General features: G+C 58.9%; 11 protein-coding genes. 5 read left to right on the forward strand and 6 right to left on the reverse strand.

Annotated elements, in window-relative coordinates; all coding sequences use genetic code 11:
• Positions 1–170 precede the first annotated feature (170 nt).
• The 4 genes from gap (ACXYMP_RS08565) (at position 171) to ACXYMP_RS08580 (ending at position 3,228) form a co-directional block, all read left to right on the forward strand.
• Entirely contained in the window at positions 171–1,169 is a 999-nt protein-coding gene (gene gap / locus ACXYMP_RS08565; protein WP_458905665.1) for a type I glyceraldehyde-3-phosphate dehydrogenase, read from the forward strand.
• Between the two features lie 117 nt (positions 1,170–1,286).
• Positions 1,287–1,430 (forward strand): hypothetical protein, encoded by a 144-nt coding sequence (locus ACXYMP_RS08570; protein WP_248369338.1) that lies wholly within the window; start codon positions 1,287–1,289, stop codon positions 1,428–1,430.
• Between the two features lie 126 nt (positions 1,431–1,556).
• On the forward strand, positions 1,557–2,555 hold the full coding sequence (gap, locus tag ACXYMP_RS08575) for a type I glyceraldehyde-3-phosphate dehydrogenase (protein ID WP_298565644.1): 999 nt from the start codon (positions 1,557–1,559) through the stop codon (positions 2,553–2,555).
• Between the two features lie 310 nt (positions 2,556–2,865).
• The gene (locus tag ACXYMP_RS08580; RefSeq protein ID WP_458905668.1) at positions 2,866–3,228 is read left to right on the forward strand and encodes a phospholipase D-like domain-containing protein; all 363 of its coding nucleotides are present in this window, start codon (positions 2,866–2,868) and stop codon (positions 3,226–3,228) included.
• 317 nt (positions 3,229–3,545) lie between these two features.
• Here the strand turns inward: ACXYMP_RS08580 and ACXYMP_RS08585 are convergent, their stop codons facing one another.
• The 6 genes from ACXYMP_RS08585 to xdhA form a co-directional block, all read right to left on the reverse strand.
• Positions 3,546–3,968: a GlcG/HbpS family heme-binding protein gene (locus ACXYMP_RS08585; RefSeq protein WP_248363150.1), complete on the reverse strand. Its 423-nt coding sequence runs from the start codon at positions 3,966–3,968 to the stop codon at positions 3,546–3,548.
• A complete protein-coding gene (gene guaD, locus ACXYMP_RS08590; RefSeq protein ID WP_458905670.1) occupies positions 3,965–5,266 on the reverse strand; it encodes a guanine deaminase in 1,302 nt (433 codons plus the stop codon). Before guaD ends, ACXYMP_RS08585 begins: the two co-directional genes overlap by 4 nt.
• A 72-nt stretch (positions 5,267–5,338) precedes the next feature.
• A complete protein-coding gene (locus tag ACXYMP_RS08595; protein ID WP_458905672.1) occupies positions 5,339–6,943 on the reverse strand; it encodes a xanthine/uracil/vitamin C permease in 1,605 nt (534 codons plus the stop codon).
• Positions 6,936–7,829, reverse strand: coding sequence for a xanthine dehydrogenase accessory protein XdhC (gene xdhC / locus ACXYMP_RS08600; protein ID WP_298565636.1), 894 nt, complete (start codon positions 7,827–7,829; stop codon positions 6,936–6,938). Before xdhC ends, ACXYMP_RS08595 begins: the two co-directional genes overlap by 8 nt.
• Positions 7,830–7,833: 4 nt before the next feature.
• Entirely contained in the window at positions 7,834–10,158 is a 2,325-nt protein-coding gene (xdhB, locus tag ACXYMP_RS08605) for a xanthine dehydrogenase molybdopterin binding subunit (RefSeq protein WP_458905675.1), read from the reverse strand.
• A gap of 14 nt (positions 10,159–10,172) precedes the next feature.
• The gene (gene xdhA / locus ACXYMP_RS08610) at positions 10,173–11,630 is read right to left on the reverse strand and encodes a xanthine dehydrogenase small subunit (RefSeq protein ID WP_458905677.1); all 1,458 of its coding nucleotides are present in this window, start codon (positions 11,628–11,630) and stop codon (positions 10,173–10,175) included.
• 122 nt (positions 11,631–11,752) lie between these two features.
• Between xdhA and ACXYMP_RS08615 the strand changes: the two genes are divergently transcribed.
• Positions 11,753–12,655, forward strand: a complete 903-nt coding sequence (locus ACXYMP_RS08615; protein ID WP_458905679.1) for a LysR family transcriptional regulator — start codon at positions 11,753–11,755, stop codon at positions 12,653–12,655.
• Positions 12,656–12,928 lie beyond the last annotated feature (273 nt).

The raw sequence follows: 12,928 nt of genomic DNA on the forward strand, positions 1-12,928 counted from the left end.
TGCGATGTGGCGCATTGGTCTGGGTCGTTTGCGCTAACGACCGAACGACTCGTCATGTTTTCGCTAACAAGCTCGCATCAAACGCGTTTTGCGGGTTGGGACATTGGGCGGCGGTCGTTATATCAGCGGAAAGTTTCCGGGCCATCGGGCCAAACCTGAGGGGAAGACGCATGACCGTCACAGTGGGTATCAATGGATTTGGCCGCATCGGCCGCTGCACCTTGGCGCAAATCGCGGCATCGGGCCGCAATGACATCAATGTGGTCAAGGTCAATGCGACCGGCCCGCTTGAAACAGCTGCCCACCTGTTGAAATACGACAGCATCCACGGACGCTTCCCGAACGAGATTTCGCTGGGCAATGGCACCATGGATGTGGGTCGTGGCCCGATGCAGATGATGTCGACCTATGATATGGGCGAGTTGGACTGGACTGGCTGCGACGTGGTTCTGGAATGCACCGGCAATTTCAACGACGGCGAGAAAGCCAAACGCCACATCGAACAGGGCGCGCGCAAGGTGCTGATCTCGGCCCCCGCCAAGAACGTGCAAAAAACCATCGTTCTGGGTGTGAACGACAAAGAGCTGGAAGCGCACCACAACATGGTCTCGAACGGATCATGCACAACGAACGGCTTGGCCCCGCTGGCCAAGGTGCTGCATGAGGCGCTCGGGATCGAGCGTGGAATCATGACCACCATCCACTCCTACACTGGCGACCAGCCGACACTGGACCGCCGCCACAAGGATCTGTATCGCGCCCGCGCGGCGGCCATGGCGATCATTCCGACCTCGACCGGGGCAGCGAAAGCCTTGGGCGAAGTGCTGCCTGAACTGGCTGGCAAGCTGGACGGCACCGCGATGCGCGTGCCGACCCCGAATGTCTCGGCCATCGACCTGACATTTGAAGCAGGTCGCGATACCACGGTCGAAGAGGTCAACCAGATCGTGCGCGAAGCCGCCGAGGGTGCCATGTCGCGCGTGCTGGGCTATGACCCCGAACCTAAGGTTTCAATCGACTTCAACCACACCGAACAAAGCTCGATCTTCGCACCCGACCAGACCAAGGTTGTGGGCGGTCGCACCGTGCGTGTGATGGGTTGGTATGACAACGAATGGGGTTTCTCGACCCGCATGGCCGATGTTGCAGTCAAGATGGGGTCGTTCTAAGCGACCCAACCACTTGAAAATCACCCCCGTCCCCCTGTGTGGCGGGGGTTTTCTTTTCCCCCTTGCCCCGGCCCGACAGGCGTTGCAACAATGCGGCCAAACAGGCAGGAGCAGTCCGTGACAAACCAGATCGCGCTTATTCTTGGCATTCTGATCTTGGTGCTGATCGGAGGCGATCTGTTATTGGCAGACGGCACCAACCTTGTGTTTCTTTCCAAAAAGTTCCTCGATTTCACCGAATGGATGGCATTCTGGAGGTAGCCCGCGTCGCCCTATTCTGTGATCATCTCTTGACCTTTTGGGAAAAATGATGATGTTAGCGCTCACATCACACGATCGGCTTTGCCGCTCCTAACGGCAGGCGACGCTCATGCAAGGAAGATGAAAATGACAGTCAAAGTGGCCATCAACGGATTTGGACGGATCGGACGACTGGTGCTGCGTGCCGTGCATGAAACAGGTCGTGATGATATCGAAGTGGTCGCGATCAACGATCTTGGCTCGGTCGAGATGAACGCCCACCTGCTACAATTTGACAGCGTCCATGGCCGTTTCATGAACGAAGTGAAATGGACCGAAACCACCATTGATGCCGGACGCGGCCCGATCGAGGTCACCGCAATCCGCAACCCCGCCGATTTGCCGTGGGGTGACGTCGACATCGTTTTGGAATGCACCGGCATCTTCAAAGGTGACAAGGCGCTTGTGCACCTTGAAAACGGCGCAAGCCGCGTGTTGGTCTCGGCCCCGTCGTCTGGCGCAGACAAGACCATCGTTTACGGCGTGAACCATGACATTTTGACCGCCGACGACGTGCATGTCTCGAACGCATCCTGCACCACGAACTGCTTGGCACCCGTGGCAAAAGCCCTGAATGACGCTGTCGGCATCAAAAAGGGCTTCATGACCACGATCCACTCCTATACCGGCGACCAGCCGACGCTTGACACACTGCACAGCGATTTCTATCGCGCCCGTGCTGCAGCGCTTAGCATGATCCCAACCACCACTGGGGCGGCCCGCGCGGTTGGCCTTGTGCTGCCCGAACTGGCTGGCAAGTTGGACGGTGTTGCGATCCGCGTGCCGACCCCGAACGTGTCTTGTGTCGACCTGACATTCGAAGCCGCGCGCGACACAACGGTGGAAGAAATCAACGCCGCCGCCATCGCCGCCGCCAACGGTCCGCTGAAAGGCGTTCTTGGCATCGTCGATCGTCCGTTGGTGTCCAGCGACTTCAACCATGACCCCCATTCGTCAAGCTTTGCCCTGGACCAAACCAAGGTTCTCGACGGAAACATGGTCCGTGTGCTGAGCTGGTATGACAATGAATGGGGCTTCAGCGTGCGGATGCTGGATACCGCGGTCGAGATGGCGAAACATCTGTAATCTGACGCACTTAAGCGAAAAAGCCGGGGCCTGAACCCCGGTTTTTTTGTGTGTCGGTAGAGGTTTTCGGTTGGTGCGGAAAGTCTGGTTTGCGGCGCGCAAGCCGCTATTCGTCGCAGATGTAAGCAAGTCTGCTTTGCCACGCTTAGCGGATTTTGACCAAGGTTCGCGCATGAATTGCACTCCTTCTGCGGCGAAGACCTTGATCCAACGCCGCGGTCCGCCCAATCCTCCAAGAATAGCCTAGGGTCGAAACCCATAACCAGAACATGACCACGAAGGCGCAGGCATCTTCGCGACTGCGACAGGCATGACCTCTGCATGGCGACGTCCATCTTTGGATATTCTGGGGCCACTGGGATCGTCGGGATCGCACCTTCATTCCAAGACTTTTGCGGTCAATAGGAAGCGCGTGTTCGTGGGGTCCTTCAACTTTGATCCCCGCTCGGCAACTCTGAACACAGAGATGGAACTGATGATCGAAAGCACCGGCATGGCCGAGCGCGTTGCACGATGGCGCGACCTTCTTCAAACGTCAGGCCTTGACGGTCATCGGCTGGTTTCCCGTCGAATGGCTTTTGTAAACAGGCTGTCGTATTCCGCGCACGCCATTAAGCAAGTGGAAGCCTCCCGCTCAATCCGGCAAGCCGAGGTCGGATCGACGCCAAGGTGAGACCTCCATGACGCTTAGGAAGAACGTCGAGAGGCTCTTCGTACACCTCAAACGCATTCTTGGACTGGGCAGGCTCCGACCACAGGGTCCATGCGGCACAACACCTTTTCACGCTAGGTCGCAGTTGCAGTCGCCGGCATTTTGCACGGCTTTTCATCGAACTGGTCGACCAAGATCATAGTTGATTGGCGGGTTTCAAACGAGCCGCTCTTGCCAAACTTCGAGAAGCCGAACGTCGCAGTAGACAGGTTTCAATGTGTGGTTCGATTAAGTCGACCCAATTGGACCCCTGACAGATTAATGGCTCTCCAAGTCGCTCAAATCTGATTGAGGAAGGCGTCAATTCCTGCCTGCGCGACGGCTCTATCTTGATCTGGCGTGCCTGAACTGACCCCGATCCCCCCGACGACATGGCCGTCAACAATGACGGGAAGGCCGCCGCCGACAACCATCAACCGACCGCCGATGGCGGACCCGATCCCATAAGCGGGTGCGCCCGGTTGGCTGGCGATCCCGTATTCATGCGTCGCTTTCTTGGCACCCGCAGCGGTGAACGCCTTGTCGATTGCGATGGTCGTCGACGTCACTTTGCCGCCGTCCATCCTGCAAAAGGCGATCAACTGGCCCGCCTCATCGGTGATCGCGATACACATCGGCACGCCGATCGCCTTCGCCTGTGCCACCGCACCTTCGATAAGGACGTCGGCATCTGCGATATCAAGCCGGGTAACTGAAATCATGTCGTTTCCTTCTTTTGCGGCACGCCAGCAACGTAGGTTTGTGCAATTGCACGGTCATCGCCCATCATTTGAACGACGAACAATTCGTCCGACAGGCTTTCGGTCCGGTCCATTCGCACGTCCATTGCTGCGGTCGCGCGTACGTTAATGACGACGATGTCGGCTTCTGTTCCCGCATCAAGGGTGCCGATCTTGTCGGCCATCCCCAAGACTTCTGCGTTGCCGCGGGTGATCCAGTGAAAGGCGCGGAGCGTGTGCAATTTCTGATCTTGGAGTTGAAGGATTTTATACCCTTCATTCAGCGTCTGTAGCATCGAATAGCTGGTCCCTGCCCCGATATCCGTGGCGATCCCGCTTTGGATGCCTCGCGCGCGCAAGCCCGCGTCATCGAACAGCCCACTCCCGAGGAAGAGGTTGGACGTCGGACAGAACACCGGATGGGCACCGGTGTCGGCCATCGCGCCGATTTCGCGGTCCTTGAGGTGAATAGCATGTCCCAACAAGGTGCGCGGGCCAAGCAGTCCGTTGCTTTCGTAAACATCAAGGTAGTCGCGCGCATCCGGATACAGCGTGGCCGTATAGGCAATCTCGTCGTGGTTCTCGGACAGGTGCGTCTGGATGTAACACTCGGGATGCTCGTTGGCCAATGCGCCAGACATCTCAAGTTGCTCGGGGGTCGAGGTGATCGCGAAGCGCGGCGTAATTGCATAGGAGGCGCGGCCCCTGCCGTGCCACTTCGCAATAAGTGCCTTGCTGTCGTCATAACCCATTTGCGCAGTGTCCAAAATCGCATCGGGTGCGTTGCGGTCCATCATGGTTTTGCCAGCCACCATCCGCATATTGCGATCGTCGGCTTCTTGGAACAACGCTTCGGCGGATGAGGCATGGACCGAACAGAACGCGACGGCGGTCGTCGTGCCATGATCCGTCAACAAATCGCAAAACCGCCCCGCCATGGCGCGGGCGTGTTGGGCGTTGGCGTATTCTGCCTCGGCGGGAAAGGTGTAGCCATTCAGCCAGTCCAGCAACTGACTGCCCCAACTGGCCACGATCTGCACCTGCGGGAAGTGGATATGCGTGTCGATAAACCCGGCCATCAGCAGATGCGGGCGGTGGTCTGTAATTTTGGCACCATCGGATGTGACGGCAACCTCATCATAGTTGCCCGAAGCGACAATCATGCTGTCCCGGATCAACACAGCCCCATCTTCGATGTAGCTATAGGCGTCTGTATCGTCAGGACCCACGGGCTCCTGATGAAACGTCAAAAGGCGACCGCGCAGAAGGGTATCGGACATAGGAGAGCTTCTTTCGTGGGGGTGGTGGTGAACGAGGCGGCCAAGTCGCGGCCGCCTCGTCAGGTTCTGCAATCAAGCGACGTCGAGCGCCGGACTATCATCGTCCACGAGGTCAGGCTCGTCAGGAACGATGATGCGATGCTCAAGGTCTTCCTTGGGTGCAACCATCGGATAGATCAGCATGAACGCGCCGATGATCAGGTAGCCGATCGTGACACCGTCAAATTGCGGCATCTGCAAGGTGTAACTGTGGATAATCCCGATTGATGACATCACAGCCGCTGCGATTGCGAACCCGCCTGCCTGCTTGAACCGCCCGTCGATCACATCCGCCGCAATAGCGCCCCAGACAAGCCCGGTGATGATCGCACCTTGCGACAAGGCAAGGTGGCCTTCGTAATGCGCCCCTTCCATGAGCAGCGCCGCCGTCAACTCGCCATCGCCCAAACCGGGCAACCCTTCGACACCTGTGTTGCGCAAAGCGTTCATCAACGACCCCCACTTGGTGATCAGGAAGTTCGAGATATGGGGCAAGATCGCAAACGCGACAGCCGCCATGTGCGCAGGTTTCACCGCGTAACCGGTGTTGGTGATCAGGCTCACGGCCACGAACACCAGAACAGGGGCTGCTGCTGCAATCGGGATCAACCCGGCGAGGAACGACAGGAAGCCAAGGAACGCCGCAGCCGCAATGACAAGGGCCACGCCGATGATATATCCAGCGCGTGCATCCATCCGCTTGTAGGCCGGGTGGCCGATATAGACTGTTGTCGGGAAAGGCGAGCCGAACAACGCGCCGATCATTGTGCCCGCACCGTCTGTCACCTGACAGACGGCAACCGGATAGCTGTCGCCCGCGGCTTCGGCGGATTCTACATTATTCATCGTTTCAATGAAGTTGTAGATCTGCACCGGGATCAGAACGAGGAACAACTCGGGATTGGCAAACAGATATTGAATACCGATGAGCATGTCCCCGAAATAGGGAATGGGCGCGTAAAAACCGATGCCGTCGGTGTTGAAAGACGACTGACCAAGGAAAATCGCGATGACCGTGCCGACCCCAATCGCCACCAGTCCGGCAGGCAGATTGCCCGGCAGGCGGAAGCGACCGATCAGACCCCACAGGATGAACAACAGCGACGTAAAGCCGATCAGGGGATGTTCAAAGATCGTGGCAAGAGGAACCGATCCGATGAACACCAAGGCGATACCGCACAGCGTGCCCAGCATACCCGCGCGCGGCGTGATCCGTTTCAGGAACGGGCCAACGATTGCACCGAACGCTGCGACGATGCCGCCCATGAAGCCTGCGCCAATGCCGACCTGCCAGGCCAGCAGGGAATCGCCGGTCGCCCAGTAGATCGGGCCGATGACGCCGAACAGGTAAACGAACATGACAGGGGTCGAGATACCGTAGGGCAGCGCGGTCACGTCTTTGCCCTGCCTGTTGGCGACCCATCTGGCCATCAATGTGTAAACGACCACACCCGCAAGGATCGCAACCGCAGCGCCCGGCACAATACGGCCAAAGACGATTTCGGCTGGCATCTGAAAGACGAACTGACAGATCCCGGACAGGATCAGAAGATTGACAAGGTTGTCGGTGAACAAGGCCCAGAACGCGTTAAAATCGTTCCTGTTGAATAACTTGTAGCTGAAGACTGTATCAGACATTTCGGGTTTCCTCCCATTGGTATTGCTCCGCGCCGCCCTTCTCAGACGATCTTTGCGGAGTTTGGTTCTGTTGGTGTGATGGCGACGTCGGGCGCGGTGCCGGACCGGTCAGCCGTGTCATGACTTCTGCCACAACGAAGGCCGCGATGACCTCGGGGCGCTTGTCGGCGCTTTGTGTCGGACCGATGGGGCAGGTGAGATTGCAGGTGTCTTTCGTGACTGAATTGGAGGCGTGAAAGCGCGAGAACTTGGCCCGTTTCGTCGCGGACCCGATCAGGCCGACATAGGCCGCGTCGCCTCGGTCCAGCGCCTCGGATGTCAGCAGGAAATCAAGCGCGTGATCATGGGTCAGCACGATGAAGGCACTGTTCGGCGGGGCGCAGCGTATGTCCGCCTCTGCCATTGCAGATAGGCGCGTCTCGACCTTCGCATCACACAGGGATAGCTCTTCGTGCCGCGCGTCAATCAGAATGCATTGCACAGGCAAGAACTGAAAGAAACGCGCCAACGCGCGCCCGACATGACCCGCGCCGAGGATGTAGACATGCGGGCGCTGAGCAATATCGCGCATCTCAGCCCCGCACTCTGCCAGTCGATCCGCGACTGTCATCTGGTGCAATGTGACGGCGACCCGGCCCCCGCAACACTGACCGATCTCCGGCCCCAATGGCACGTCCATATCTTCCGCCAAATGCCCGGCACGCAACATCGCGCGGGCCTTGTCGATGGCCATATACTCCAGTTGTCCGCCACCGATTGTCCCGTGCAGGCCATCGGCGCTGACAAACATCTGCGCGCCTGCGTCACGCGGCGATGACCCGCGCACATCCGTCAGGCGGATGTGGACGACGTCTTCGGGTGTTGACAGGAAGTCGGCGAGGGTCATGGAATCAGCCCTTCAAACGCTCGACCGCCATCAACACACGCTCTGGCGTGGCAGGCGCATCCAGACGGGGGCATTCACGGTAATCGGCGATACTGGCGACCGCGTGCGACAAGGCCTCGAACACCGAAATGCCAAGCATGAACGGCGGCTCACCCACGGCCTTGGACCGCTTGATGGTGTGTTCCTTGTTCTCGGACCACGCCGCTAGGTTCGTGTTGAAGATGCGCGGACGATCCGACGCCAGCGGGATCTTGTAAGTCGACGGCGCATGGGTGCGCAGCTGACCCTGGGCGTCCCACCACAGCTCTTCTGTGGTGAGCCACCCCATGCCCTGAATGAACGCCCCCTCAACCTGACCAACATCAAGGATCGGATTCAGGGATTTGCCGACATCATGCAGAATATCGGTGCGTTCGACGCGGTATTCGCCCGTCAACGTGTCAACGGAGACTTCAGAACATGCGGCACCGTATGCGTAATAGTAGAACGGACGGCCCTGCCCCGTTTCGCGATCCCAATGGATCTTAGGTGTCTTGTAAAACCCTGCTGCGGACAGGTGGACACGGGCCATATAGGCCTGCTTGATGAAATCACGGGAGGACATGATCTCATCGCCCACCTGAACCGCATTGGGGAGGAAACGCACGGCATCGGCATCGGTTTTCCAATGCTCGGCCGCAAACGCCACCAGTCGTTCCTTGATCTGCCGTGCCGCGTCCCGCGCGGCCATCCCGTTCAGGTCAGACCCTGATGAGGCCGCCGTCGCGGAGGTGTTCGGCACTTTTTCCGTTGTCGTCTTGGTGATCTTGATCATGTCAAAATCCACCTGAAGCTCATCGGCCACGATCTGCGCGATCTTGGTGTTCAGACCCTGACCCATTTCCGTGCCGCCATGGTTCAGATGCACCGAACCATCCGAATAGATGTGCAGCAATGCTCCGGCCTGATTGTACCAGGTGGCCGTAAACGAAATCCCGAACTTCACCGGGGTCAGCGCGATCCCCTTCCGGATCGTGCCACCCTTTGCGTTCCACTCAAGAATAGCCTGACGGCGGGCGCGGTAATCGGCGCTGTCTTCCAGTTCCTGACAGATGCGCGGCGCGATATTGTCTTCGACGGTCTGGTGATAGGGTGTCACATCGCGCCCATTGTCGCCGTAGAAATTGCGCTTGCGCACCTCAAGGCTGTCCAGCCCGCGGTGATAGGCGATCTCTTCCATGATCCGTTCAGCTGCAATCACGCCCTGCGGTCCGCCAAAGCCGCGAAAGGCGGTGTTGGACACGGTGTTGGTCTTCATCGGGTGCGAATTCAGCAGGACGTTCGGGTAGTAATAGGCGTTGTCGGCATGAAACAGCGCGCGGTCGGTCACCGGGCCAGACAGGTCGGACGAAAACCCGCAGCGCGCCGCAAAATCTCCGGTCACAGCTTCGATCACACCGTCGTCGTCGAAGCCCACTTCGTAGTCGATCACGAAGTCATGGCGCTTGCCGGTCGCTGACATATCGTCGTCGCGATCCGGGCGGATTTTCACGCCGCGGTTCCATTTCTTCGCAGCCACGGCGGCCACCGAACAGAACAGGTTCATCTGGGTTTCCTTGCCCCCGAACCCGCCCCCCATGCGACGCACGTTGATGGTCACGGCATTCGACGGCACACCCAGAACATGCGCCACCATGTGCTGCGCTTCCGACGGGTGCTGCGTGGAGGAGTGAACGATGACGTCGTCATCTTCGCCGGGAATGGCAAACGCGATATGGCCTTCAAGATACATGTGATCCTGCCCGCCAACACGCAGCTTGCCCTTGATACGGTGGGCCGCCTTGCTCATCGCGCTTTCGGCCTCGCCCCGTTTGAGCGTCAACGGCGGGGTCACATACCCCATGCCGGCCTCTTGCGCGGCTTCGGGATCCAGCGCGTGTGGCAGGTCTTCGTAGGTGACTTGCGCCAGCTTGGCCGCACGGCGGGCCGCATCGCGTGTCTCGGCCACGACGGCGAACATTGGCTGCCCCCAGAACTCGACCTTCTCAGTGGCGAAGATCGGCTCGTCATTGCGCCCTGTCGGGGAGACGTCGTTGACGCCCGGAATATCGTCAGCCGTCAGCACGCCGACAACGCCGGGGGCCGCGCGCACGGCGCTCAGGTCCACGTCGCGCAGCAGCGCATGGGCCTTGGTGGAAAGCCCCAGATAGGCATGCAGGGTTCCGATGGGTTCTGCGATATCATCGCAGTATTCAGCGCGGCCTGTGACGTGTTTGATGGCGCTGTCATGGCGCAGATCAGTGTTCACGGCCCCTTTGATCGGGGCATTTGCGGATTTTTGAACATTCATGGCAAATCTCTCCCTTACGCGCTGAGGCGGTTGGTGGCGGTGTCGCTTTGCTGGTCCAGCCAGAACTTGCGAAACAGGTTCTTGGACACTTGCAGGCGGTAATCGGACGATGCGCGCCAGTCACTGAGCGGGCTGAAGTCGTCGCCAAGCCGCTGGGCGGCTGCGATCAGCGCCGCCTCGCTCCATGCTGCGCCGACTAGCGCCGCTTCCGCGTGTGCGGCCCGCTTGGGGGTCGCGGCCATACCGCCGAATGCGATCCGCGCGGCGGTGATTGTGCCGCCCTCGACGGTGACGTTGAATGCCGCACAGACGGACGAGATATCTTCGTCGCGACGTTTGGATATCTTGTAGGCCGCGTGAATGGTGTCCTTGGCGGGGCGTGGGACGCTGATGCTTTCCAGAAACTCGCCCTTAGAGATGTCCTGCTTGCCGTAGTCGATGAAGAAGTCCTCAATCGGGATGGTTCGGCGGACGCCACCTTTGCGCAGCGTGATAGATGCACCAAGGGCGATCAGAACCGGTGGCGTGTCGCCGATGGGCGATCCGTTGGCGATATTGCCGCCGATCGACCCCATGCTGCGGATTTGCCAACCCGCGATCCGGTCCCAGAACGCGGCAAGGTGCGGGTAGTCGTCAGACATCGCCGTCCGGCTGTCGGTATAGCTTACACCTGCGCCGATTTTGATCTCGTCCTCTGTGACGTCGAGTTGGCGCAGCTCGTCCAGATGGCTCAGGAACACGACGGGAGAGATATCGCGCAGGAACTTCGTCACCCAAAGACCAACATCGGTCGCCCCTGCGATGATCGTCGCGTCAGGGGTTTCCAGCAGAACTTCCGCCAGATCATCTACAGAAGCGGGCAAGATACAGCGGCTGCCACCGCTTGACACTTCAACCCGTTTGCCATCGCGCAACTGCGCCAGCTTGGCGGTCATTGCCGCCCGTTCCAGTGTCAGCGCGTCATCGGCTGGGCTGCCGTGGGCGGTCACGGCCTTCGCTGCTTTGATGATCGGCTCGTAACCCGTGCAGCGGCACAAGTTGCCTTGAAGCGCGGTTTCAATCTCGGTCTCGGACGGTTCGGGGTTCCCCATCCAAAGCGCATAAAGCGACATGACGAAGCCCGGCGTGCAGAAGCCGCACTGGCTGCCGTGATGATCCACCATCGCCTGTTGGACGGGATGCAGCTTCCCGTTCGGACCGGACAGATATTCAACGGAGACAACATGACAGGCATCAAGTGACGCTGTCAGCCGGATGCAGGCATTCACCGGCTCATAGCGCAGCACGCCATTTTGCAACCGTCCCACCAGAACCGTACACGCGCCGCAATCGCCCTCGGCGCAGCCTTCCTTGGTGCCGGTCAGGCGGCGATCAATCCGCAGGAAATCAAGCAAGGTGTCACTTGCGCTCACGGTGTCCAATGTCACGTCGCGGTCGTTCAGCACGAAGCGTATTTCGGATCTGGTTGTCATAATTCCTCCCTTGCCGCAGTCGGGAATCTGCGATCTCAGCAACTATGACTCACTTAACTATCCCGAAATACGGCGCATTCAGCTACGCTCTTTCAACGATTCGTAGATAATCAGAGGTTCCCGTGCCCTACCTTGAAAGCCTGAGAGTATTCGTGAGAGTGGTCGAGCTTGGCAGTATCACAGCCGGTGGGCGCGACCTGCGACTGACACCGGCGGTCGCGAGCAAACGTATCAAAGAGCTTGAACGACGGTTGGATGTGCGTCTGTTCAACCGTACGACCCGAAAGCTGTCCCCCACGGACGTCGGCCAAACATTCTACGATCACGCCCGCCTGGTTGTGCAAACCTTGGAAGACGCCGAGGCCGCGATTTCCGGCTATTCCCAAACACCGCACGGCACCGTGCAGGTGACAGCGCCCCTTGGCGTCGGAAAGCGATTGGTCGCACCGATCATTCCCGAATTTGTCGATATGTATCCGGATGTGTCGGTGCGGCTGCGCCTGTCAGACCGCAAGGTGGATCTGTTGGAGGACGGCCTTGATGTGGCGCTGTTCATTGGCCGGCCGCCGGATTCGAACCTGAAGCTGCGCAAGATTATGGACACGCCGCGGATCCTTTGTGCCGCGCCGTCCTATCTTGAAAAACACGGTGTGCCGCAGACACCCGATGATTTGACGCGCCACAATTGCCTGCTCTTGCGTTACCCACGATCGCCCGAATGGTTCTGGACGTTGTCGACATCTGAAGGCCCTAAGCGGATGGACGTCTCGGGCAGTTACGATTCCGATGACGGTGATGTGCTGACGGCATGGGCCTGTGCCGGGCGTGGTATCATCAACAAGCCGCGTTTCGATGTCATCTCCCACCTCCAAAGCGGGGACCTCGTCGAAGTGCTCCCTGAAACGCCGCCAGAACCCGCGATGTTCGGATGCCTCTATCCGCACCGGCGATTGCAGGACAACAAAGTTCGCCTTTTCATTGATTTCTTGCTTGAGCGCTGCCGTGAGAAGCTGTCCCTGACATGAACTGCGAATAGGTCTCCTATCGGTCGCAAGCAGACCCGGCAAACGCTGGCTCAAATGGCAGGTTTGCCCCGCGATGCTGACCGTGGACTACATTGCGGCGAACGTAAGGTGTCCGCCCATGTTGCGACGGTTCGACCTCATTCCAATACGTAGTCTTCTCCAATTTCGCCGCTCTTGTTGCGATGTCGTCGGAACTAGCGATACGTCTGATGCAGAAAGTGATGATGTTTTCATACCCAAACTGGGTATTTGCCGTATACCAATGCGCCATTC

The sequence above is a fragment of the Aliiroseovarius sp. CAU 1755 genome, from assembly GCF_054482655.1.